This is a genomic window from Pseudonocardia aurantiaca, assembly GCF_039526725.1.
GTDB classification, from domain to species: Bacteria; Actinomycetota; Actinomycetes; order Mycobacteriales; family Pseudonocardiaceae; genus Pseudonocardia; species Pseudonocardia aurantiaca.
Genome location: NZ_BAAAJG010000029.1, coordinates 1 through 21,722 on the forward strand (window position 1 = coordinate 1; position 21,722 = coordinate 21,722).

General features: G+C 73.3%; 24 protein-coding genes. 15 read left to right on the plus strand and 9 right to left on the minus strand.

Annotated features, from left to right (window positions below):
• A partial coding sequence (locus tag ABD143_RS35755) for an HNH endonuclease signature motif containing protein (RefSeq protein ID WP_343987463.1) occupies positions 1–608 on the plus strand: 608 nt, incomplete at its 5' end.
• A 70-nt stretch (positions 609–678) separates the two neighbouring features.
• On the opposite strand, the gene ABD143_RS35760 is transcribed toward ABD143_RS35755, so the two are convergent.
• Complete coding sequence (locus ABD143_RS35760) at positions 679–1,296, minus strand: GDSL-type esterase/lipase family protein (RefSeq protein ID WP_343987466.1); 618 nt, start codon at positions 1,294–1,296, stop codon at positions 679–681.
• 125 nt (positions 1,297–1,421) lie between these two features.
• On the opposite strand from ABD143_RS35760, the gene ABD143_RS35765 reads away from it, so the two are divergent.
• A complete protein-coding gene (locus tag ABD143_RS35765) occupies positions 1,422–1,649 on the plus strand; it encodes a hypothetical protein (RefSeq protein WP_343987470.1) in 228 nt (75 codons plus the stop codon).
• A gap of 16 nt (positions 1,650–1,665) precedes the next feature.
• Here ABD143_RS35765 and ABD143_RS35770 read toward each other — a convergent pair whose 3' ends face one another.
• Complete coding sequence (locus ABD143_RS35770) at positions 1,666–2,862, minus strand: MFS transporter (RefSeq protein WP_343987473.1); 1,197 nt, start codon at positions 2,860–2,862, stop codon at positions 1,666–1,668.
• A 205-nt stretch (positions 2,863–3,067) separates the two neighbouring features.
• On the opposite strand from ABD143_RS35770, the gene ABD143_RS35775 reads away from it, so the two are divergent.
• A complete protein-coding gene (locus tag ABD143_RS35775) occupies positions 3,068–3,877 on the plus strand; it encodes an NAD(P)H-binding protein (RefSeq protein WP_343987476.1) in 810 nt (269 codons plus the stop codon).
• On the opposite strand, the gene ABD143_RS35780 is transcribed toward ABD143_RS35775, so the two are convergent.
• Positions 3,804–4,547, minus strand: a complete 744-nt coding sequence (locus ABD143_RS35780; RefSeq protein WP_343987479.1) for a flavin-containing monooxygenase — start codon at positions 4,545–4,547, stop codon at positions 3,804–3,806. The two genes, ABD143_RS35775 and ABD143_RS35780, sit on opposite strands and share 74 nt — an antisense overlap.
• A gap of 46 nt (positions 4,548–4,593) precedes the next feature.
• Positions 4,594–5,436 carry a serine protease gene (locus tag ABD143_RS35785; protein ID WP_343987482.1) on the minus strand — a complete coding sequence of 281 codons (843 nt, stop codon included), beginning with the start codon at positions 5,434–5,436 and terminating at the stop codon, positions 4,594–4,596.
• 268 nt (positions 5,437–5,704) lie between these two features.
• On the opposite strand from ABD143_RS35785, the gene ABD143_RS35790 reads away from it, so the two are divergent.
• From ABD143_RS35790 to ABD143_RS35800, 3 genes are all read left to right on the plus strand, one after another.
• Positions 5,705–6,340 carry a DedA family protein gene (locus tag ABD143_RS35790; RefSeq protein ID WP_343987484.1) on the plus strand — a complete coding sequence of 212 codons (636 nt, stop codon included), beginning with the start codon at positions 5,705–5,707 and terminating at the stop codon, positions 6,338–6,340.
• An 18-nt stretch (positions 6,341–6,358) separates the two neighbouring features.
• Complete coding sequence (locus ABD143_RS35795) at positions 6,359–6,613, plus strand: hypothetical protein (RefSeq protein WP_343987487.1); 255 nt, start codon at positions 6,359–6,361, stop codon at positions 6,611–6,613.
• A gap of 107 nt (positions 6,614–6,720) precedes the next feature.
• Positions 6,721–7,167, plus strand: coding sequence for a nitroreductase family deazaflavin-dependent oxidoreductase (locus ABD143_RS35800; protein ID WP_343987489.1), 447 nt, complete (start codon positions 6,721–6,723; stop codon positions 7,165–7,167).
• Between the two features lie 172 nt (positions 7,168–7,339).
• On the opposite strand, the gene ABD143_RS35805 is transcribed toward ABD143_RS35800, so the two are convergent.
• Complete coding sequence (locus tag ABD143_RS35805) at positions 7,340–8,308, minus strand: alpha/beta fold hydrolase (protein WP_343987492.1); 969 nt, start codon at positions 8,306–8,308, stop codon at positions 7,340–7,342.
• Positions 8,309–8,427: 119 nt separating this feature from the next.
• Between ABD143_RS35805 and ABD143_RS35810 the strand changes: the two genes are divergently transcribed.
• The 7 genes from ABD143_RS35810 (at position 8,428) to ABD143_RS35840 (ending at position 15,150) form a co-directional block, all read left to right on the plus strand.
• A complete protein-coding gene (locus ABD143_RS35810; protein WP_343987495.1) occupies positions 8,428–9,642 on the plus strand; it encodes a substrate-binding domain-containing protein in 1,215 nt (404 codons plus the stop codon).
• Positions 9,639–10,406: an ABC transporter ATP-binding protein gene (locus ABD143_RS35815; RefSeq protein ID WP_343987497.1), complete on the plus strand. Its 768-nt coding sequence runs from the start codon at positions 9,639–9,641 to the stop codon at positions 10,404–10,406. The genes ABD143_RS35810 and ABD143_RS35815 overlap by 4 nt, the downstream gene beginning before the upstream one ends.
• Positions 10,403–11,110, plus strand: a complete 708-nt coding sequence (locus ABD143_RS35820) for an ABC transporter ATP-binding protein (RefSeq protein ID WP_343987500.1) — start codon at positions 10,403–10,405, stop codon at positions 11,108–11,110. The genes ABD143_RS35815 and ABD143_RS35820 overlap by 4 nt, the downstream gene beginning before the upstream one ends.
• Positions 11,107–11,994, plus strand: a complete 888-nt coding sequence (locus tag ABD143_RS35825) for a branched-chain amino acid ABC transporter permease (protein ID WP_343987502.1) — start codon at positions 11,107–11,109, stop codon at positions 11,992–11,994. The genes ABD143_RS35820 and ABD143_RS35825 overlap by 4 nt, the downstream gene beginning before the upstream one ends.
• Entirely contained in the window at positions 11,991–13,058 is a 1,068-nt protein-coding gene (locus ABD143_RS35830) for a branched-chain amino acid ABC transporter permease (protein WP_343987504.1), read from the plus strand. The genes ABD143_RS35825 and ABD143_RS35830 overlap by 4 nt, the downstream gene beginning before the upstream one ends.
• Positions 13,059–13,174: 116 nt before the next feature.
• Positions 13,175–14,371, plus strand: a complete 1,197-nt coding sequence (locus tag ABD143_RS35835; protein ID WP_343987507.1) for an MFS transporter — start codon at positions 13,175–13,177, stop codon at positions 14,369–14,371.
• An 11-nt stretch (positions 14,372–14,382) separates the two neighbouring features.
• Positions 14,383–15,150 (plus strand): PIG-L deacetylase family protein, encoded by a 768-nt coding sequence (locus ABD143_RS35840; protein WP_343987510.1) that lies wholly within the window; start codon positions 14,383–14,385, stop codon positions 15,148–15,150.
• An 18-nt stretch (positions 15,151–15,168) separates the two neighbouring features.
• Here the strand turns inward: ABD143_RS35840 and ABD143_RS35845 are convergent, their stop codons facing one another.
• The 4 genes from ABD143_RS35845 to ABD143_RS35860 form a co-directional block, all read right to left on the minus strand.
• Complete coding sequence (locus ABD143_RS35845) at positions 15,169–17,004, minus strand: helix-turn-helix domain-containing protein (protein ID WP_343987513.1); 1,836 nt, start codon at positions 17,002–17,004, stop codon at positions 15,169–15,171.
• 62 nt (positions 17,005–17,066) lie between these two features.
• Positions 17,067–18,404, minus strand: a complete 1,338-nt coding sequence (locus ABD143_RS35850) for an MFS transporter (protein WP_343987515.1) — start codon at positions 18,402–18,404, stop codon at positions 17,067–17,069.
• Between the two features lie 18 nt (positions 18,405–18,422).
• Positions 18,423–19,187 (minus strand): 3-hydroxybutyrate dehydrogenase, encoded by a 765-nt coding sequence (locus ABD143_RS35855; protein WP_343987519.1) that lies wholly within the window; start codon positions 19,185–19,187, stop codon positions 18,423–18,425.
• A gap of 93 nt (positions 19,188–19,280) precedes the next feature.
• Entirely contained in the window at positions 19,281–19,760 is a 480-nt protein-coding gene (locus ABD143_RS35860; protein WP_343987522.1) for a MarR family winged helix-turn-helix transcriptional regulator, read from the minus strand.
• Positions 19,761–19,843: 83 nt separating this feature from the next.
• Here ABD143_RS35860 and ABD143_RS35865 point away from each other — a divergent pair, with 83 nt between their 5' ends.
• Positions 19,844–20,668 (plus strand): LLM class flavin-dependent oxidoreductase, encoded by an 825-nt coding sequence (locus ABD143_RS35865; protein WP_343987524.1) that lies wholly within the window; start codon positions 19,844–19,846, stop codon positions 20,666–20,668.
• Between the two features lie 35 nt (positions 20,669–20,703).
• The gene (locus ABD143_RS35870; RefSeq protein WP_343987527.1) at positions 20,704–21,717 is read left to right on the plus strand and encodes a cation diffusion facilitator family transporter; all 1,014 of its coding nucleotides are present in this window, start codon (positions 20,704–20,706) and stop codon (positions 21,715–21,717) included.
• Positions 21,718–21,722 lie beyond the last annotated feature (5 nt).

Sequence of the window (21,722 nt, forward strand, 5' to 3'; positions counted from 1 at the left end):
TCGACGCGAAGGCCAAGCCACTCACCGGTGAGGACGAGCGGAGTGCGGCGGAGCGGCAGGCCGAAGCGCTGGCCGAGGTTTGTGGGCACATGCTCGACCACGGCGACCTGCCCCACACCGGCGGCGGTCGCCCGCACCTGAATGTGTTGGTGCGGTTGGAGGATCTGGAGAACCGGTGCCGGGCCGCGGTGCTCGACTTTGGCGGCACCGTCACCCCGGAGTCTCTGCGGATGCTCGCTTGCGATGCCGCGGTGGTGCCGGTGGTGATGGGCGGGAAGGGTCAGCCGCTGGATGTCGGTCGGTTGACTCGCACGATCCCGGATGGGCTCCGGCGGGCGGTGGTCGCGCGCGGGGGTGGGTGTGAGTTCCCGGGTTGTGGGCGGCCGCCGTCGTGGTCGGAGGTGCACCACATTGTCGGGTGGCAGGAGGGCGGGCCGACGGCGCTGCACAACTTGGCGATGTTGTGCCGCCTGCATCATCGGTTGCTGCATCACTCGGAGTGGATCGTGCGGATCCGGGACGGGCTACCGGAGTTCATCCCACCTGCGTGGATCGACCCGGAGCGAAGACCCCGGCGAAAACCCCTCCCACACCTCGTCGTGGCTTGACCTCGAGTCGGGTTGAGTTCCTAGTGTCCCGAACAACTCGGCCCCTACGGTGGAGAGTGCCCGCGCGTGATCAGCCGCGCTCCACGGCGGCGATCCACGCCGTGAACCCCGAGCGCACCAGATCGGCCAGCCTGCGGTAACCCTCCCCGCCGGGGTGGCTGCCGTCGCCCGCCGCTACCTCGGCGCGCCAGCGCTCGTCCTCTGCGAGGGCGTGCGCGACATCGACGAAGGGGACGCCGTGGTCCTCGCAGACGGGGCGCATCGCATCGGTCAGACGCAGGACGCGCGCCACGTGCTCGTCGTCGGCGGGGACAGGCGGTCCGACCACGAGGGCGTGCCAGCCCGCCGCATGGGTTGTATCCAGGAGCGCCGCGAGCACGGCGACCGTGCGCTCCTGCGGCACTCGCAGGCGCCCGAGGTGGAGGTTCGTGTCGTTCACGCCGAACGAGAAGAGCACGCCGTACCCGTCGCCGTCCTGGAGCCGCGCCTGCGCCTCGGCCCACCAGCGCCGTTCCACGTCGAGGGAGGTGTTGCGGCGGATCCCGAGGTTGTAGACGGTGGGGCGGTGCGGTGACGCCTCCGCGAGCAGTCGCACCCAGCCTCCAAAGGCGGGGTCGCCGACGCCTTGGACGTACGAGTCGCCGAAGGCGCACACCCGCACGTCACCACCATGCGTTTCCGATGCCATGGCATCACGGTCCACGAACCCGGCACGCCGTCGTTCACCGCATCAGGTCTCGGCGGGACGCGCGTTAGGCGGCGACGCCTGGCAGGCTCGTCGGGGCACCTGTCGTCGAACCAACGGAGGTTGTGATGGCTGTCGAGGTCAACCTGGATGCCCTGCTCGTCAAGGAGTGGGAGAACAAGACGCTGACCGAGATCTTGGATGCCCCTGTCGCGGCGCTCGCCGGCGTGAGCGATGGCGACGCCGACCTGCTCAAACAGGCGTTCAACATCAAGACCGTCGGTGACCTGGGGCGCAACAAGTACTTCCGCGCCGCGGCGCTGCTCAGCCAGCTCAGGGAGGCCGGGGCGAAGTAGCGTGGCGCGCAGATCATCAGCGCGGGACGCTCCCGATGGCTAGCACCGCGGCCAGCGCCGCCACCCCGGCCAGCAGGACGAACACGGCGGGGTAGCCGCCGAGCAGCGCGGCGAGGGCGGCGCCGGCCCACGGTGCAAGCGCAGTGGCCAGCACGACCGGGGCGGAGAGGATGCCACCGAGTCGCCCGTAGTGCGCCGCGCCCCAGCGGTCGGTGACGGCGGTGGCCTGCAGCAGCGTCGCGACGCCGCGGGCCGCGCCAGCGAGCATCGCCGCCGCGATGAGCATCGCCGCAGGGCCGGGCACCGCGGCGAGCAGGGCGGTGGTCGCTGCCGTGCCCGAGATGATCAGCACGGTTCGTGTGCGGACGCTCGTGGCCGTGGCGAGGCGGGTGTAGCCGAGCCGGCCGAGCACCTGGCCGACGCCACCGAGCCCGAGCGCCCACGCCGCCGCGCTCGTGGAGAGGCCGCGTTCGATGAGCAGCGGCACCTGGTTGACGACAACCGCGAACGCAGTGAACGAGGTGAGCCCGATCGCGACCACGAGCAGCACGAACGGGCGGCTGCGCGCGATCGCGGCGGGGGAGTGGTCGGCGCGGTCGGCCGGATGTGGTTCGGGTGCGGGCCAGCGGCCGCGCAGCCCGATGAGGTGAGCCGGGATCGTGACGGCGGCAAGCACCGTGGCGAGCACGAGGTAGGTCTGCCGCCAGCCGACGTGTTCGAGCAGCGTGGCGGTCAGCGGGGCGAAGATGGTGCTCGACAGGCCCGCGAGCAGGGTCAGCGCCGTGAGCGCAGTGACGCGCCGTGGCCCCCACCAGCGCGTCAGCGCGGCGAATGCCGGCGGGTAGAGGACGCCGGACATCGCGACGCCCGCCAGCAGCCAGCCCGCCACGAACATTGGGAACGACTGTGCGAGCGCGATGGTCAGCACTGCGGGCACCGCGAGCACCGAGCCCGCCGTCATGACGGGACGCGGGCCGATCCGGTCGAGCCAGCGGCCGACCGGGATGCCGACGAGCGCGGAGACGACGAGCCCGGCGGAGAACGCAGCCGTCACTGCCGGGACCGACCAGCCCGTGTCGGCGGCGATGCTCGGCGCGAGGACGGGGAAGGCGTAGTAGAGGACACCCCAGCTGGTGATCTGGGTGACGCACAGGACGACCAGCACCCGGCGCAGCCCGGAGGCGCCGAGCGCTCCTGGCTCCGTCGCGATCATCTCGGCAGCGTGCATGAGAAAGCCGGACCGCGCATGTCGGTGGAGCCGCGTCGCCACGTCACCGTGTCGGACGAGGGAGGCCACCGCCCTGCTTGCCTCTCCGTGAGCTACGCAGGGTGACCGAATGACCTGCTCACGGCGGCGGACGTTGGATACGGACAGTTATCCCACCAGTAGAATCGGAATTATTGGGTACGCTGTACGCATGATTCTGGTGACGGGGGCGACGGGGAACATCGGCCGGCTGGTCGTCGACCACCTGCTGCGGGCGGGCGCGACGGACGTGCGGGCGCTGACCACCAATCCGGAGAAGGCGAAGCTGCCGCCGGAGGTGGAGGTGGTGGAGGGCTACCTCGGGCGGGTCGAGACGCTGCCCGCGGCGCTCGAGGGGGTCGAGCGGATGTATCTCGCTCCGCTGGAGAGCACGGTGCGCGAGGTCGTGGCGCTGGCGGCGAAGGCCGGCGTGCGGCACATCGTCGACGTGGCGGGGTCGAAGGACTCCTGGTGGGGCAGCGTCGAGGTCGCCGTCGAGGAGTCGGGCGTCCCGTGGACGCACCTGGAGCCCGGTGAGTTCATGGACAACTACCTCATGTGGGCCGAGCAGGTCAGGACCTCGGGAACGGTCCGCGACGGCTACCCGGACGCCGCCGTCGCGGCCATCGACCTGGACGACATCGCGGCTGTGGCAGCGGTGGCGCTGCTGGAAGACGGGCACCAGGGCAAGGCCTACCCGCTCACCGGTCCCGAGTCGCTCACGCGGGCGGAGATGGTGCGGCTGATCGGGGAGGCGCTGGGGCGCGAGGTGCCCTACGTGGAGCTGGCCCACGCCGACGCGGTCGAGGCGCTCCGGCCGTCGATGGGCGAGTTCGCTGAGACGTACGTCGACGGGATGGCGCAGCTGACGAAGCACCCGCAGCAGGCGGTGCCTGCGATCGCGGAGCTCACCGGCAAGCCGGGCACCACGTTCGCGCAGTGGGCGGCGCGCAACGTCGCCGCGTTCCGGCCGACGTCCTGAGCCCTAACGCTGGGACGTCGTGCGGCGGCTCCGTCGGATGCTCGCCAGCTTCCGCGCGACGTGCCGGGCGTCCCGGCCGACGCCGTGCATGGTGGCCGAGAGCATCGTGCGCTGGTACTCCAGGCCGGGCCAGCTCCACGGCGATCTGGACGGCGGAGTTGCCGGCCCCGACCACGACGACCCGCCGCCCGGCGAAGGGGGCCGGGCTGCGGTACTCCGCGGCGTGCAGCACCCGGCCGGTGTAGGCGGCCAGTCCGGGCAGGTCGGGGCAGTGCGGCCGGGCGAAGCTGCCGGTGGCGGCCACGACCATCGGCGCGGTGAGCTCGCTGCCGCCCTCCGTCAGCACCCGGTACTCCCCGCCCTCCTGGTTGACGGAGGTGACGCGGTGGCCGGTGCGGAACTCGCAGTCCAGCCGAGCCGCGCTCGTGCGGAGGTAGTCGGCGGCCTCGTCGCGGGTGGGGTAGCGGTGCGGTTCGCCGGGGAAGGGCAGGCCGGGCAGCGCGTTGAAGTGTGCGGGGGTGAACAGGACCAGGCTGTCGTAGTACCGCGGCCACGAGCCCGTCGGGTGCGGGTCCGCCTCGAGCACCACCGGCCGGAGCCCTTCGCGGAGCAGCGCTGCGGCCGCCGCGACGCCGGGCTGGCCCGCTCCGATCACGATCACCGGTTCCATACCGGGCATGATGGGCATATCGGACACATTCGCACAAGCGCATATGTCAGTCGCGCGGCGCGAAGGGTCGCTCGCCGAGTACCAGCGACACGGTGCCGATGCCGCCGTAGCGACTGGCGTAGGCGAGCGCGTGCGCCAGGTCGGTGACGCCGTTGGTGCGGCTCCCGTCCAGGAACAGCGTGCTGAGCACGCCGAACGCCCGCCCCTTGCCGTCGAGATAGCCGCTGCCGGAGTCGCCAGGGCGGCCGGGTGGCGAGGTCTGGACGCGGTGGGTCAACCCGGCCGTGCCGACGCCGAGGCTCTGCCCCGACTTCACGGCCCGCCCGGCGTTCTGCGGCTGGTAGCTGTACACGGGTTCGCCCGCGACCGTGCCGTCGCTGTCGAGGTCGGTGGGGCCGCCGAGTGCGGGAACGGTGGGGTCCACTCGTCCCACGTCCCCGGGACTCAGCGCCACCAACGCGAAGTCGTTGAGGGTGCAGAGCGCCGCGTCGGTCTCGCCCACGTCCTGCATCGTGCCCCACGACGTGTACGCGAGCCGCCCGGACGTGCGGAAACCGGCGGCACCCTCGATCTCGACGGTGGTGCCGACCGGGAGCGTGCGCTCGGCGCAGCCGCTGAGGCTCGTGGCCTCGCCGCGCGCCGCGCAATGCGCCGCGTACCCGAGGTAGGTGGTGTCCCGCCCGGTGAAGACGAACGCGGCGGTGCAGGCGCTGGTGGCGCCTGGCGCCACAGGGGTGAGCATGAGCACCCCCGGCGTGATTTCCGCGTTGCCGGATCGCAGGGTCGGGTGCGCGGCGGCGGCCGCGACCGGTGCGACCGGCGCGATCAGGCCCAGCGCCGCAGCCGTCAAGACGGCAACTGCCAGCAGCGCCGTACGGCGACGATCCACGGAATCCCCCGACGAGTGGTTACACAGAGGGTAAGCAGAGCGGGCCCGTTCCGGGTCCGAATCTAACCCGACGGAGTGACGACGAGTGGCCGATGCAGCGGCGAATGGACCGCTCGGCTGAGATGCGGTGCCGCCAATCGCACGTGGGCAGCCGACCGGAGGGCGGTGTGGGTACCGCGCCCAGGACGGCGCATCGCGTCTGCGAGGCTGGGGCGGCTCCCCCCGTGCCGGCCCCGACGTGCGGGCGACCGCAACCGAGAGGACCTGCGTGGACGTCTTCGCCGTGTGTGACGCGCTGCTGCACGGCCCATGGCTGCTTCCGCTGCTCGTCGTGCTGATCGCGGTCGATGGTCCCTTCCCGATGTTCCCCAGCGAGACCCTGCTGATGTCCGCGGCGGCGATGGCGTTCGGGAGCGGGGACGCCACGCTGGTGGTCGCGCTCTTCGTGGTGGCCGTCGCCGGATCGGTGCTGGGCGACCTACTCGTGTTCTGGCTCGGCCGATGCTCGCACCGCCTGCTGGGCCGGGCCGTCGACGCCGAGGTCGGGCTCTCGGCGTGGGTGCGCAGGCACCTGCTGCTACGCCCGGGGATCGCGTTGGTCGGCGCGCGGTTCGTCCCCGGCGGGCGGCTCGTCAGCACGGCGGCGGCCGGGCGCTACGGGCTTGCGCTGCACCGCTTCCTGCCGTGGACGGTCGCCAGCTCGGCGGCGTGGTCGGTCTACATGCTGCTGATCGGGCTCGCGCTGGGCCCGATCACAGGCGGTAGCCCGCTGCTCAGCCTGCTGGCCGGTGCGGTGATGGCCGTGCTCACCGGGCTCGGGTTCGCCGTGGTGGGGTGGGTGCGGAAGGCGCGGGCGGCCCGTGCCGCCGAGCAACCCGTCCGCGTTCTGGTCAGCACCAGGTGACCTACCCATACTCGCTTCGTGCGCAACCAAAGGTGGATAGCCGACGTCGGCGCCGACAATGCCAGGTGGCTCGCCGCGGAGAGCCGCACCGCGCGGCTCGCCGCGGAGTACCGGCCCCGCGACCTCGGTGAAGGGCGGGTCGAGTACAGCGCCCTCGCCCTTTCCGCGGCACGCGAGCTGGGCGAGGAGGAGGACGGTTACATCACCGACGACGGTGACGGGCTGCGCGTCTGGATCGAGGACGACGCCTACGAGATGCTCGCCGACGACTGAGACCGGGCATACAAAACGAGAGCACCGCTCTTGATTCTGCCTGGCTCTGGTGGTTCACTGCTCGTGAACGAGAGCACTGCTCTCGAATCTGTTCCGAGGAGACCGCCATGAGCAGCACCGATCGTTACGTCCACGCCGGCCGGGCCACCGGCGTCTTCAACGAGGTCGTCGCGTGGCTGACGCGCCGCGGCCTCAGCGTCTGGGGTTCGCGGGTCCTCGCGGTGCGCGGCCGCAAGAGCGGGCAGTGGCGCACCACGCCCGTCAACCTGCTGACGCACGACGGCGAGCGCTACCTCGTGGCGCCGCGCGGGCACACGCAGTGGGTGCGCAACCTGCGGGCCGCCGGCGGCACGGGTGAGCTGCGGGTCGGCCGTCGCGTCGAGGCGTTCGCCGCCGACGAGATCGCCGACGACGCCAAGCCCGCCGTCCTGCGGGCGTATCTGAAGCGCTGGAAGTTCGAGGTCGGGGTGTTCTTCGACGGGGTCGACGCGTCGGCGTCCGACGCCACGCTGCTGGCCATCGCCCCTGGCTACCCGGTCTTCCGGCTGCGCTGACGCGTCCCGCGCGCCGGGTGGTGGATCAACCGGTGCCGGCGGAGGCTCCCCGCTTCCGCCGGCCCCGGTCACCTCGCTCAACGGCCGACAGCCCTGCGGGTTTCGCTCGGTCCGCACACTCCGTCGAGCGGGTGAGTACGGACGGTGGTCGGTTGCGGATCGTGTGCGCGGCTCACGGAAGTGTCCGCGCGAACTCCACGATCGCTGCGCTCACTTCGTCCGGGCGTTCCTGCTGCGTCCAGTGCCCGCAGCCGGGGAGGGCGGTTGCGCCGCGCAGGTCCCGCACCGAGCTGCGAAGCGACTGGGTGACGGCGTCGAACGGCGCCCCCGCGATCACGAGGTCCTGCTCACCGGCCAGGTACAGCACGGGCGGCGTGATCTGCGCCCCGCGCCACGCCGCGGTGAGCTCCCAGTTGCGGTCGAGGTTCCGGTACCAGTTCAGCCCGCCGGTGAAGCCGCGTTCGCGGTACTCGGCGACGTAGACGTCCAGGTCGGCGTCGGTGAGCCAGTCCGGAAGGGCGGCGGGCTCGGGTAGCGCGTCGAGGAACCCCCCGCCCGGCGCGACGGTCAGCCGCGGCGGGGGCGCGCCGCCGCCGGTGCGGCTCAGAAGCCGCCGGAACGTGGTCCGCGGGTCGGCGGCGAGCTCCGCGTCGGCGACACCGGGTTCCTGGAAATGGAGCATGTAGTAGCCGGAGCCGAAGCGGCGCGCGAGCGCGTCGGTCGGCCGGGTTCCGGTGCGCGGCCGGAACGGTACCGACAGCCCGACGACCCCGCGCACGCGGTCGGGCCGCAGCAGCGCCGCGTGCCACGCGACGGGCGCTCCCCAGTCGTGTCCCACGACCACCGCGCGCTCAGCGCCGACGACGTCCAGCACGCCGAGCGCGTCACCGACGAGGTGCAGGAGCGTGTAGGCCTCGACGGCGGCGGGCGCGTCGCTGCGGGCGTAACCGCGCTGGTCGGGGGCCACCGCGCGGAACCCGGCCGCGGCGAGCGCGCCGAGCTGGTGCCGCCACGAGTACCAGCACTCGGGGAAGCCGTGCAGCAGCAGGACGACAGGCCCGTCGGGTGGGCCGGCCTCGGCCAGGTGCAGACGCAGGCCGTCGAGTTCGACGGTCCGGTGCGTGATCGCGGAGGTGTCCACGGCCGAACAACGGTGTGCTGCGCACACCTGTTCCGCACGCGCTGTGGCGCCCGGCCACATGGTCGCTCCGCTCCACGATTCGTAGCGTCGTCGCAGCCCTGAGTGCTCGAGGAGGAGCCATGCCCCGACGATCCGGCCATCCGCCGGCCATCGTGCTGACCGCCGTACTCGCCCTGGTCGGGTTGCTCGCCGCCTGCGGAGCACCCGGCTCGAGCGGCGCCCCGGCAGGCGGGGAGGGGCCGGGAGCCCCGTTCCGCGTCGGGCTCGTGCACTCCACGACGGGGCCGCTCGCGAGCTACGGCGCCCAGTACGCGGCGGGCTTCCGGGCCGGGCTCGACTACGCCACGCAGGGCACGGGGCAGGTGGACGGGCGGCGAGTCGAAGTGACCGAGGCCGACGACGCGGGCGACCCGGCCAAGGCGGTCGCCGCGGCGACCGACCTCATCGGGCAGGGCTACCGGGTGCTTGCGGGTGCGACGGCGTCGGGGGTGGCGCTGCAGGTGGCGCCGCTGGCCGAGCAGAACCGCGTCCTGTTCATCTCCGGCCCGGCCGCGACCGACGCGGTGACGGGCGCGAACCACTACACGTTCCGCTCCGGCCGCCAGACCTACCAGGACGTGCTCACCGCGGGCTCGATCATCGGCGACCCCGCAGGCCGCCGGGTGCTGGTGTTCGCGCAGGACAGCGCGTTCGGCCAGGCGAACGTAGCGGCGGTGACGGCCGTGCTGGGCGGGAAGGGCGCGCAGGTGACGCCGGTGCTCGTGCCCGCGGGCGCCACCGACCTCACCCCGTTCGCCCGCCAGGCTGTGGACGCCGCTCCCGACCTGCTGTTCGTCGCGTGGGCGGGCCAGAACGCCACGCAGATGTGGCAGTCGCTGCAGCAGCAGGGGGCGTTCGAGTCGACCACGGTGGTGACCGGGCTGGACATCAAGCCGACCTATCCGGTCTTCGGCGCGGCGGCGGGGCAGATCCATTTCCTGTCGCACTTCTTCCCCGGCGCCACGGACAACGAGGCGTACAAGGCGCTGGAGTCGGGTCTCGCGAAGCAGGGTGTCGAGGTCGACCTGTTCACCAATGACGGGTTCGTCGCCGCGCAGATGGTCGTGCACGCGCTGCAGGAGGGCGGGGACGACCCGGACGCGATGGCGAAGGCGCTGGAGGGCTGGACCTTCACCGGCCCGAAGGGGCAGTCGACGATCCGGCCCGAGGACCACGCCCTTCTGCAGCCGATGTTCACCGCGCGGCTCGTGCCGGCGGGTGAGGGCTTCACTCCGCAGCTCGTGGACACGTTGTCGCCGGACACGGTTGCGCCGCCCGTCGCTACGGCCAAGTGAGCGCGCCGACCGCGACCGCGGCGCCTGCGCTCGCCGCCCGCGGCCTCGGCTGGACCGTGGGCGGCGCGGTGATCCTCAGCGACGTCGACCTGGACGTCCGTGCAGGTGAGCTGCTCGCCGTGATCGGGCCGAACGGGGCAGGCAAGTCCACGCTGCTGCACCTCCTGTCCGGGGTGCGGCGGCCCACCAGCGGCACGGTCGAGCTGGGCGGCCGGGACGTCACGCGCGCATCCGCGGCCGTCCGTGCCCGGCACGGGTTGGGCCGGACGTTCCAGACCTCCAGCCTGTTCGGCGGGCTCCCGGCCCGGGAGAACGTCCGGCTGGCGGTGCAGAGCCGCCGCCCGGGACCGCTGTCGGTGCTGCGCGGCGCGCAGGGCCGGGCCGAGCTGGCCGAGGCCGACGCGCTGCTGGAGCAGGTGCGCATGGCGCACCGCGCAGGCGTCGCGGCGGGGGAGCTCTCGCACGGGGACAAACGCAAGCTGGAGATCGCCATCGCGCTGGCGCGGGAGCCGACCGTGCTCCTGCTCGACGAGCCGATGGCCGGGGTGTCGGTCGAGGACGTGCCGCCGCTCGTCGAGCTGGTCGGTGGGCTGCGCGAGGCCGGGGTGAGCGTGGTGATGGTGGAGCACCACATGGACGTCGTGCTGGGGCTCGCCGACCGGGTGGCCGTGCTGCACCACGGGCGGCTCTTGGCCGTCGGCTCGCCTGCCGACGTCACGTCGGACGAGACCGTGCAGCAGGCGTACCTGGGGGAGGAGCTGTGACCGCGCCGGTGCTCGAACTGGACGACGTGCACGTCCGGATCGGCGGTTCGCACGTGCTTCAGGGTGTCTCGCTCGCCGTCGCGCCGAGCGGAGTGACGGCGTTGCTGGGCCGCAACGGCGTCGGTAAGACGAGCACCCTGCGAGCGGTGATGGGGCTGGTGCCGCGCACCGGCTCGATCCGGCTGGCCGAGGCGGAGATCAGCCGTGGCCGCACGCCATGGGTGGTGCGCCAGGGCGTCGGGTACGTGCCGGAGGACCGTGAGGTGTTCGCGACGCTGACGGTGGAGGAGAACCTCCGGCTCGCCTGCCCCGACCCGGAGCCGGAGCGGGCGGCGCTGGTGCACGAGCTGTTCCCGGAGCTGGCCGAGCGCCGCCGCCAGCGCGCGGGCACGCTCTCGGGCGGGCAGCAGCAGATGGTGGCGCTCGCCCGCGCGCTGCTGCCGCCGCGGCGACTGCTGCTGGTCGACGAGCCGACGAAGGGCCTCGCGCCGCGGCTGGTGGGCGAGGTGGCGGCCGTGCTGGAGCGGGTGGCGCAGGTGACGCCGGTGCTGCTCGTGGAACAGAACCTGCCGGTGGTGCGGCGGGTCGCAGGGGACGTGGTGGTGCTGGACGCCGGGCGGGTGGTGCACACGGGCCGCGCCGACGACCTGCTCGCCGATGCGGGCCGGACCCGGGAGCTGCTCGGGGTGGGGAGCCGGTCATGAGTTCGTTGTTGCTCCTGCTGGCGACGGGCCTGGGGCTCGGCGCGCTGTACTTCCTCGTCGCGTCCGGGCTGAGCCTGATCTACGGGCTCATGGGCGTGCTGAACTTCGCCCACGGCGCGTTCCTCGCGGCCGGGGCGTACGCGGCCTGGTGGGCGGCGTCCGGCGGGCTCCCCGGCGCGGGCGGCGACGGGTGGGGGTTCGCGCTCGCCACCGCGTTCGGCGTGCTCGTCGGCGCCGGGCTCGGGGCTGCGGTGGAACTGGTGCTGATCCGGCCGCTCTACCGGCGCCACATCCAGCAGGTGCTGGTGACCGTCGGGCTCGGGCTCGTCGGTGTGGCTCTGCTGCGTGGGATATGGGGCGCCGACCCGCTGCCGTTCCCGCGCCCCGCGCTCGCCGCGGGCGTCACGACGCTCGGCGGCGCTGCGATCCCGAACGACCGGTTCCTGCTGCTGGTGGCCGCTGTCGCGGTGCTGCTCGGGCTGCTCGCGATGCTCCGGTTCACCCGCATCGGGCTCGTGATCAGGGCTGGGGTGGAGAACCGGGCCATGGTGGAGGCGCTGGGGATCGACGTGCGCCGCACGTTCACGCTGGTCTTCGCGGTGGGTGGCGCGGTCGCCGCGCTCGGGGGCGTGCTCGGGTCGGTGTACCTGGGGAGCGTCGCGCCGGGGCAGGGGACGTCGCTGCTGATCTTCGCGTTCATCGTCGTGGTGATCGGCGGGCTCGGCTCCCTGACCGGGTCGGCGGTCGCCGCCGTCGCGGTGGGGTTGGTGCAGCAGCTCGCCAACTACTACGCGGCCGCCGGAGTCGGCGACCTCTCGGTGGTGCTGCTGCTCGCGTTCGTGCTGCTCGTCCGGCCGGGCGGGCTCTCGGGGAGGACGGCATGACGATCGTCGAGCAGCTGCAGGAGCGAGCGACCGCGGGGGAGGCGCCGCGGCGGGCGCCGGGACGGCGTTCGGCCGTCGCACCCGTCGTCGTCCTGGTGGTGCTCGCCTGTCTCCCGTATGTCTCCCTGCCGCTGCCCGGGGTGCTGCCCGGCCTGGTCAACAGCCCGGGCTCGATGCAGCTGCTCGCGCTGTGCCTGGTGTTCGGCGGGATCGCGCTCTCCTACGACCTGCTCTTCGGCCGCACCGGGCTGCTCTCGTTCGGGCACGCGCTGTTCGTCGCCGCGGGCTCGTACACGGCGGCGCTCGCCCTGGCGCAGCCGGGCGCCGGGCTCGCCGGTGCCGTCGGGCTCGCAGTGGTGGTGGGGATCGTGCTGCCGCTCGTCGTGGGCGCGGTCGCGCTGCGCGTCACCGGGATCGCCTTCGCGATGGTGACGCTGGCGTTCGCCCAGGCCGGCTCGATCCTCGTGCTGCGCAACCCCGGCGGCGCCACCGGCGGCGAGGAGGGTCTTCCGCTGCACCCCGACGGGCTTCCCGGCCTGCTGGTCGGGGTCGTGAACGCGCCGTACCGCTACTGGCTCGCACTGGCCTACCTGGCGCTGTGCTGGGCGGTGGTGGCGTGGCTCGTGCGCTCGCGTGCGGGGCACGTGTGGGCGGCCGCTCGGGAGAACCCCGAGCGGGTCGCCGTGCTCGGCCTGTCGGTCTACCGGGCCCAGTTGCTCGCCGTGCTCGTGGGCGGCTTCCTCGGCACCCTCGGCGGGGTCGCGCACCTGCTGGTGGTGGGCGGGGCGACCCCCTCGCTCACCACCAGCGACCTGACGCTCGGGCTGCTCGTGATGGTGGTGCTCGGCGGCGCAGGCAGCCGGTGGGGCGCGGTGCTCGGCGGCGTCCTCTACACCTACCTGGACAACCGGCTGCTGGAGCTGGCCGGCTCCGACGCGGTGGCCGGGCTGCCCGCCGTGCTGCGGGTGCCGCTGTCGGAGCCGACGTTCGTGCTCGGGGCGCTGTTCGTCGTGGTGGTGTTCTTCGCGCCGGGCGGGCTGGTGGGGCTCGTGCGCCGCCGATAGGAGGGTCCTGTTCAGGGCGCTCCTAGAACGTGAGAGACCGCCGCGACAGCGGTATGTCAGCAGGGTGAAAGCTCCACCTCCCATCCTCGGGTCCTGACGAGGACAGGAGGACCGCCATGGACGGGCAGGCAGGCGCCACCGCTTTGGCGCCCCGCCCGAGCGGGGTGGGAGCGGCGACCTGGGTCCCGGTCGGGATGCTCGGGCTCGGGTCGTTCGCGATCGGCACGGCCACGTTCGTCGTGGCCGGTGTGCTCGGCGGGCTCGCCGCCGACCTCGGGGTGTCGGTCGGGGCGGCCGGGCTGACGGTGACTGCGTTCGCGGTCTCGTGCGGGATCGGGGGCCCGGTACTCAGCGCGCTGCTCGGGGTGCGGCCACCGCGCCCGGTGCTGGTCGGCGCGCTCGTGGTGTTCGGGGCGGCCAACGTCGTCGCGGCTGTCGCCCCGTCGCTGCCGGTGCTGGTCGGCGCCCGCGTGCTGAGCGCCCTCGCCGCGGGTGTCTACGTGCCGGCGGCGGGCGCCGCGGCCGTGGCCGCGATGCCGGCGGAGCAACGCGGGCGGGCATTGGCCGTCGTGCTGGGCGGGGCCTCGGCCTCGATGGTGCTCGGCGCACCGATCGGCGTGCTGCTGGCCGCCGCGTCGTCGTGGCGGATGGCGTTCGGGTTCGTCGTGGTGCTCTGCGCGGTCGCGGTGGCCGGGCTCCTCGCCGTGCGGGTCCACGCGGGCCCGATTCCGCGCACGTCACTGCGCGCGCGGCTGCGTCCGCTGCGGTCCCGCGCGCTGGCCGGTTCGCTGGCGGTGACGCTGCTGCTCATGGCCGGGTCGAACACCGCCTACACCTACCTCGGCCCGCTGCTCGGTCCTGTAGCGGGACCGGTCGGGATCGGGCTCCTGATCGGGATGTTCGGGTTCGGCGGGCTCCTCGGCACGTGGTACGGCGGGGCCGCCGCCGACCGGTGGGGGAGCGCGCGCACCGCCGCCGCCGCGGTGAGCGTGCTGACCACGGCGCTCGTGCTCCTGCCCCTCGCGGTTTCCGCACTGGGGACGGCGCTCGCCGTCGTCCTCGTCTGGGGGCTGGCGGCCTTCGCGTTCGTGCCGGCCCAGCAGCACCGGCTGCTCGGGCTGGGGGACGCATCCGCGCCGCTCGTGCTCGCCCTCAACAGCTCCGCGATCAACCTGGGTTTCGCGGCCGGTGCGCTGCTGGGCGGCGTCGTCGTCGACGCCGGCGGGGTCGGAAAGCTGTGGGTCGTCGCAGCGGCGTGCTGCGGGGGCGCCCTCGTCCTGCATCAGGCACTCACCTACTGGAGACGGTCATGAAAACGGCAGCCATGAGCTCTGCAGACATCGCCCGCCTCGGCACCGTGCTCGGCGTCTGGGCGCACCCTGACGACGAGGCCTACCTGTCCGGTGGCCTCATGGCGCTCGAGCGGGACGCCGGCTCGCGGGTGGTGTGCGTGACGGCCACCCGCGGCGAGGGCGGCACTCCCGACCCCCTGGTGTGGCCGCCGGAGCGGCTGGCCGCCGAACGGACCGTCGAGCTGGCCCGCTGCCTCAAGGTGCTCGGGGTGACCGAGCACCACTGGCTCGGCCACAGCGACGGCGGGTGCGCGGACGCCGACCCGGAGGCGGCGGTCGGGCGGCTCTGCGAGCTGATCACCGAGGTCCGCCCGCAGACCGTGCTGACGTTCGGTCCGGACGGGATCACCGGCCACACCGACCACCAGGCCGTGTCGCGGTGGACGACCGCGGCCTTCGAACGGGCCGCCCCGCCGGGAGCGCGGTTGCTGTACGCGGCGGTGAGCGATCGGCACGCGCGCCGGTGGGAGGCCTTCCACCGCGACGCCGACGTCTACCTGGACGGCTATCCGGTCACGGTGCCGGTCGACGACCTCGACGTCGATCTGGTGCTCGACGGGGCGATCCTGGCGCGCAAGGTGGCCGCGCTGCGCGAGCAGCGCACGCAGACCGACGGCCTCGTGGCTGCGATGGGGCTCGAGCGGTACAGCGCGTGGGTGGACGAGGAGACCTTCGTCGAGGTGTGGCCCTCAGCCCTGGTCGGCGCCGACGACGGCTACGACTGGGCGTCCGGCTGCTGACGCGGGCGCGCGGGGTCGTCACGTGTGGGTCCCGCTCCGCAGCCGCTGCAGCCGCAGGGCGAGTTGGATCTCCAGGGCGCGGTCGGGGTGGTCCCAGTCGTCCCCGAGGAGCGACGCCACGCGCTCCAGCCGCTGCGCGACGGTGTTGACGTGCACGTGCAGCGCCCCGGCCGCACGGCTGGGGCTCCCGCCCGCAGCGAAGTAGGCCACGAGTGTGCCGAGCAGGTCGCTGCCGCGGCGTGCGTCGTACTCGCTGACGGGCCCGAGCACCCGTTGCAGGTACCCGTCGACGTCGGCAGGCCCGCCCGCGACGAGCCCGGCGAAACCCAGATCGCGCGCAGAGCCCGCCGCCATGCCCATCGCGGCCAGCGCGTCGGTGGTGCGCACCGCCTCGGCGTGGGCCTCCCGCAGGCCCGCCGCCGGGACGACCGGCCCGGCCGCGCCCACCGTGACCCCGTCGCCGAGCCGCCGCGCCAGCTCCGCGGCGACGGCGGAGGCGTCCCGGCCGGGGACGACGGCGACGACCGCGCCCTGGTGGTCACCGGCGAGGCCGCGCCCGTTGCCCGCGGCGGCAGCCCCCAGGTGCAGCCCCCGCCGCGCGCCCCGGCACACGGCGACGACGTGCGGCGTCTGCAGCCGGAGGCCGAGCAGCCTGCCGCGCTCGACCAGCCCACCGTCGTTCTGGCCGGCCGGGCGGGCGAGAAGGTCGGCGAGTAGGTCCGTGCGCACACGCTGGTCGGCCTCCGCCGCGCGCATCCGGAAGAGCAGCACCAGCGCCGTCACCATCGCGGCCCGCTCGACCGTCCGGCCCTGGCCGCTGTCGAGGTCGCGGCAGCCGCCGAGGACGAGGGCGCCCAGCCGCTGCCCGGCCGCGTTCACGGCGACCGCCCACATCCCGTCCGCCTCCGCGAGCCGCCCGGACGCGACAGACAGGCGCACGGCCTCCGTGTCGGCGAGCGGGTCGTGCTCCGGCCCCGGTTCCGGGGCCTGCCCGTACGAGGCAAGCCGGTGGTCGTCGACGTCGAGCACGGCAACCCAGCAGCCCAGCAGCTCGCCCAGAGCCGCCGCGATGTCGTCCACCCCGCCGCCGGAGAGCACCACGCCTGCGAAGCGGTCGTGGGCGGCCGCCGCCTGCTCGATCCCGGCGTGCGCCGCCGAGAGCGCGGCAAGCGCGTCGGCCGTCTCGGCCGCCCGGCGGGCCTGCACGAGGGAGACGGCCGCGAGTGCCGCCAGCGAGCCGAGCAGCGCCACCTCGCCCCTGGCGAACGGGCGCCGCGTGCGGTTGGCGGCGAACAGCACCCCGACGAAGTCGCCGTCCACCAGCAGCGGCGTGCCGCAGATCGCGACGAGCCCCTCCTCGCCCACCGCGGCGTCGATCTCGGAGGTGTGCTCGTAGCGCGCGTCGCCGGGGTACTCGGGCGTCCAGTACGGCCTCCGGGTCTGGGCGACGAGCCCGCCGAGACCGGCGCCCTGCGGCAGCCGCAGCGCCTGGAAACGCGCCGACACCGAGCCGGCCGTCGCGCGCATGAACGTGTCGCCGCGCTCGGCGTCGGCCAGCGTCAGGTACGCGACGTCCGCGCCGACCAGTCTGCGCGCGCGGCGGACGATCGTGTCGAGCACGCCGCCCGGCTCGGGTAGTGACGCGAGGTCCCTGGCGATGTCGACCAGCGCCGACAGCTCGGCCTCGCGGCGGCGGTGCCCGTCGATCCCGGCCCGCACCCGCAACGCGAGCTCGCGGGCGACCGCCCCGGACTCCGGGTCGGCCGCCGCGAGCGCCCGCGCCTGCTCCTCGATCCGCTCCGCGGGGGCGTCGTGCGCCAGCAGGCGCAGCAGCTCCAGTGCGGTGCGGGACACGGCGGCGATGATGCCACCGCCGTCCCCGTTCTCCGTGGCAGCGCTCAGCGGACGGTCAGCGCTCAGCGGACGGCGCTGCGGCTCGATGCGTCGACGTCGGACAGGTCGCGGTGCCGGGTTTCGCCGTAGGTCGCGACGGCGAAGATCGTCACCAGCGCGCACACCGCCACGTACACGGAGACCGCGTAACCCGTGCCGAAGCTCGTGTAGAGCGCGACGGCGACGATCGGCGCCAGCCCGCCCGCGACGACAGACGCGAGCTGGTAACCGATCGACACACCCGAGTAGCGGACGTCGGTGCCGAAGAGCTCGGACAGGAACGCCGCCTGCGGCCCGTACATCGCCCCGTGGAAGAGGAGCCCGACCACGATCGCGACCACGACGAGCGGGAAGCTGCGGGTGTCGAGCAGCGCGATGAACACGAACGCCCACACTCCCACGCCGGCGGCGCCGATCAGGTAGAGCGGCTTACGGCCGTACCGGTCCGACAGCGCGCCCCAGATCGGGATCGTCACCAGGTGCACGGCCGCGCCGATCAGCACCGCCCCGAGCACGAACGAGCTGGACAGGCCCAGCCGCTGCGTGGCGTAGGTCGTGACGACGATCGTGAAGATGTAGTACGAGACGTTCTCGGCGAACCGCGCGCCCATCGCCGTGAACACCTCACGGGGGTAGCGGCGGAACACCTCGATGATCGGCATCTGCTCCTTCGTGCCGGCGGCGGCCTGCTCGGCGGCCTTGGCCTGCGCCGCCTGGAACACCGGCGACTCCTCCACCGACAGCCGGACATATAGGCCGATCAGCACGAGCACCGCGGAGAGCAGGAACGGGATGCGCCAGCCCCACGCCGCGAACGCGGCCTCGTCCTGCACCGCCGCGAGCATGAAGAGCAGCCCGTTCGCGAGGAGCTGGCCGAACGGCACACCCGCCTGCGGCCAGCTCGCCCAGTAGCCGCGGTGGGCCGGCTCGCCGTGCTCGGAAACGATGAGCACGGCTCCGCCCCACTCGCCGCCGAGGGCGAAGCCCTGCACCAGCCGCAGGATGATCAGGAGCACGGGAGCCGCGATCCCGATCGAGTCGTACCCGGGGAGCAGGCCGATGGCGAACGTCGCGGCGCCCATCATCACCAGGCTCATGACGAGCAGCGTCTTGCGGCCGATCTTGTCGCCGTAGTGGCCGAAGACGAGCCCGCCCACCGGCCGCGCGACGAACCCGATCGCGTACGTGCCGAGTGCGAGCAGCACCCCGACCGCCGGGTCGCTGGACGGGAAGAAGACGGCCGGAAAGACCAGGGCGGCGGCGACCCCGTAGAGGAAGAAGTCGTACCACTCGACGGTGGTGCCGGCCATGCTGGCCGCGACCACTTTGACGATGTTGCTGCGGGGCTGCCTGTCGACCACGTTGTCTCCCGGTTTTTACTAGTGGGCGGTCCAGCCGCCGTCCATGGACAGCGACGATCCAGAGATGGAGGCCGACGCCGGGCCGTAGAGCACGGCGGCGAGCGCGGCCACCTCGTCCGGCTCCACGAGGCGCTTCACCGCCACTGGGCCGAGCATGATCTCCTCGACCACGGCGTCCTCGTCGATGCCGTGCGTGCGGGCCTGGTCCGCGATCTGCCGCTCCACCAGCGGCGTCCGGACGTAGGCGGGGTCGATGCAGTTGCTGGTGACCCCGTGCTCGGCGCCCTCCAGCGCGATCACCTTCGAGAGCCCTTCGAGACCATGCTTCGCGCTGACGTACGCGGACTTGAACGGGCTCGCGCGCAGGCCGTGCACGCTGGAGATGTTGATCACCCGGCCCCAGCCGGCGGCGTACATGTGCGGCAGCGTGAGCCGGGCCAGCCGGAACGGGGCCTCCAGCATCACGCGCAGGATCAGCGAGAAGCGGTCCGGGTCGAACTCGTGGACAGGTGCGACGTGCTGCAGCCCGGCGTTGTTGACCAGCACGTCGACGGCGGCGGGCAGCGCGTCCACGGCGGCGAGGTGGGAGAGGTCGCACGGGACCGGCCGCACGCCGGGCACCTCGTCGGCCAGGGCCTTGAGCCCCGCCTCGTCGCGGTCGACGGCCACCACGTCCGCGCCGTCGGCGACCAGCCGCCGCGCCATCGCGGCTCCGATGCCCGACGCCGCCCCCGTGACCAGGGCCGTACGCCCGGCGAGCAGCGGCCCCGTTGCAGCACTCATGACGCAGGACGGTACGTCCGACGCGCCCGATTCGCTCTGTGCCGTGCAACCACTGATCGGCCGGGTCCTGTGTGACCCGGGCACATAACTGTGTCAGCAGTCCCGTCGGTAGCCGGGATGGACGCCGGGCGTGAGGTTCTGGTCCTCGGCGATGCGGATCAGCATGGCACGTAGCCGGGCGCGCTCCTCGGTGTCGAGGGCGCCGCAGATGTCGTTGTCGTGCTCTTGGCCGAGGTTCTCCAGCCTGCCGAGGGTGGCACGCCCGGCGTCGGTCAGGTGGAGGGCGTGCAGCCGCCGGTCGGTGGGGTTGCGGTGGCGTTCGACGAGCCCGCGGTCGGCGAGCCCGTCGACCAGCGCGACGAGCCGGCTCGGCGGGGTGCCGAGCAGCTGCGCCACCGCCTGCTGGCTCTGGCCGGGGGTGGCTGCGATCGCGCGCAGCAGGCCCACCTGCGGGGGAGCGAGGTCGAGTGCGGCGACCCGCTCGGCGAACCGGGCGGCGGCGAGTGAGCCGAGGGCGCTGAGCAGGAACGCCGCTCCTGGCGGGGGCTCGAAGGGCTGGGGGCTGGCGGCCACGGCCCAGACCGTATCAGTTGACAAACCATATACGCAGTAGAACGATTCTGCCTCGTAATGATTATGTCGGGGAAGGGAAGAGTATGAGCGACCGGACGTTCCGCTTCGGGGTTGTGGCCATGCCGACCGCCGGGCCCGGGGAGTGGGCCACCACCACCCGCCGGATCGAGGAGCTCGGCTACTCGACCGTGCTGATGCCCGACGGACTGCAGCTCCTCGCCCCGTTCTCGTCGCTGGCGCTGGCGGCGAGCGCGACCAAGGAGCTTCGCGTCGGCACGTTCGTACTGGCCAGCTCGTTGCGGCCACCGCTGTCGGCGGCGTGGGAGGGGCACAGCCTCTCGGTGCTCACCGACGGCCGCTTCGAGTTCGGCATCGGCACAGGGCGTCCCGACGCGAAGACGTTCGCCGAGCGCCTCGGCCTGCCGTTCGGCACCGGCGGGGAGCGCCTGCGGCAGATGGGCGAGGCGATCGACCACCTGCGTGAGCTGGACGGCGACCAGCGCACCCCTGTGCTGGTGGCCGCGGCCGGCCCGAAGGCGCTCGACCTGGCCGCGGAGAAGGCCGACATCGTCACGCTCGCCGCCCGGCCGCTGGCCACTCGCGACGAGGTCGCGGGCATGGCCGGGCGGCTGCGGTCCGCGGCGGGTGAGCGCGCCGACGACATCGAGATCGCCATGAACCTGTTCGTCGTCGGCGACGACGTCCCACCGTGGGTCCGCGCCTTCACCGGCACCGACGCCGCTACGCTGGTGGCCCACGACTCACTGGCGATGCTCCGCGGCAGCGTCACGGAGATGGCCGACGAGCTGCAGCGCCGCCGCGACGCGCTGGGCGTGTCCTACGTCAGCGTCAACTCGGCCTTCGTCGAGGCGTTCGCCCCGGTTGTGGAGCGGCTCGCCGGACGCTGATCCCGGCGGGCCCTTCTCGCCGTAGCCTCGGCGCTGTGGCAGCAGAGGAAGGGCCAGGCGCCGAGGGGCAGGGCGAGAGCACACTCACCGTTCTCGTCGCGACGGCCGTGAACGCCCTGATCGCCGTGCTGAAGTTCGTGGCCGGGGCGCTCACCGGCTCGGCGGCCATGCTCGCCGAGGCCGCACACAGCGTCGCCGACACCGCCACCGAGTTGCTGCTCCTGACCGCGCTGCGGCAGTCGGCACGGCGGCCCGACCGCCGACACCCCTTCGGCTACGGCAAGGCCCGGTTCTTCTGGGCGCTCATCGCGGCAGTGAGCATCTTCGTCTCCGGCGCGGTGTTCGCCTTCGTCGAGGGCGTGCGGACCATGCTCGGCGGCGAGGCCGAACAGACGCTGGCGTGGGTGGCCTACGCGGTGCTCGGGGCGTCGTTCCTACTCGAAGGTGCCTCCTGGGTGCAGGCGGTGCGGCAGGTGCGCACCGAGTCCGCCCGTGAGGGCGTCGGGTTCCGGGAGTGGCTGCGCCGCACCGACGACCCGACGGTCAAGAGCGTGTTCTTCGAGGACAGCGCCGCGCTCATCGGACTGGTGCTGGCCTTCGGCGGGGTGGGCCTGCACCAGCTCTCCGGCTCGGGGTTCTGGGACGGGCTCGCGTCCGTGCTGATCGGTGTGCTCCTCACCGGGGTGGCGTTTGTGCTCGGCCGCACCAACGCGGGCCTGCTCATCGGTCGTCAGGCGGACCGCCGCACCGTCTACGCGCTGCGCGATGCCCTCGCCGCGCGCTCGGAGGTGGACCAGGTCGTCGACCTGCTCACCATGACTATCGGCACCGACCAGATCCTGCTCTGCGCCCGGCTCGACTTCGACGACTCGCTCAGCGTCGCTGAACTCGAGCGGGCGTGCGTCGACATAGACGCCGACCTGCACGCCCGCTTCCCCGACCTGGCGGACGTCTTCCTGGAGCCCGTCCCGCGGGCCGACCCCACGATGCGCAGGCGCGTGCTCGACCGCTACGGCGGCGCCGGTGCGCAGCGGCTGCGTGGCGTCTGAGTGCT

Excerpts from the sequence above, each read along its gene's own strand:
- ABD143_RS35760 (WP_343987466.1), bottom strand. The coding sequence starts at position 1,296 with ATGGCATCGGAAACGCATGGTGGTGACGTGCGGGTGTGCGCCTTCGGC.
- ABD143_RS35765 (WP_343987470.1), top strand. The coding sequence starts at position 1,422 with ATGGCTGTCGAGGTCAACCTGGATGCCCTGCTCGTCAAGGAGTGGGAG.
- ABD143_RS35770 (WP_343987473.1), bottom strand. The coding sequence starts at position 2,862 with ATGATCGCGACGGAGCCAGGAGCGCTCGGCGCCTCCGGGCTGCGCCGG.
- ABD143_RS35775 (WP_343987476.1), top strand. The coding sequence starts at position 3,068 with ATGATTCTGGTGACGGGGGCGACGGGGAACATCGGCCGGCTGGTCGTC.
- ABD143_RS35780 (WP_343987479.1), bottom strand. The coding sequence starts at position 4,547 with ATGGAACCGGTGATCGTGATCGGAGCGGGCCAGCCCGGCGTCGCGGCG.
- ABD143_RS35800 (WP_343987489.1), top strand. The coding sequence starts at position 6,721 with ATGAGCAGCACCGATCGTTACGTCCACGCCGGCCGGGCCACCGGCGTC.
- ABD143_RS35810 (WP_343987495.1), top strand. The coding sequence starts at position 8,428 with ATGCCCCGACGATCCGGCCATCCGCCGGCCATCGTGCTGACCGCCGTA.
- ABD143_RS35825 (WP_343987502.1), top strand. The coding sequence starts at position 11,107 with ATGAGTTCGTTGTTGCTCCTGCTGGCGACGGGCCTGGGGCTCGGCGCG.
- ABD143_RS35830 (WP_343987504.1), top strand. The coding sequence starts at position 11,991 with ATGACGATCGTCGAGCAGCTGCAGGAGCGAGCGACCGCGGGGGAGGCG.
- ABD143_RS35835 (WP_343987507.1), top strand. The coding sequence starts at position 13,175 with ATGGACGGGCAGGCAGGCGCCACCGCTTTGGCGCCCCGCCCGAGCGGG.
- ABD143_RS35840 (WP_343987510.1), top strand. The coding sequence starts at position 14,383 with ATGAGCTCTGCAGACATCGCCCGCCTCGGCACCGTGCTCGGCGTCTGG.
- ABD143_RS35855 (WP_343987519.1), bottom strand. The coding sequence starts at position 19,187 with ATGAGTGCTGCAACGGGGCCGCTGCTCGCCGGGCGTACGGCCCTGGTC.
- ABD143_RS35865 (WP_343987524.1), top strand. The coding sequence starts at position 19,844 with ATGAGCGACCGGACGTTCCGCTTCGGGGTTGTGGCCATGCCGACCGCC.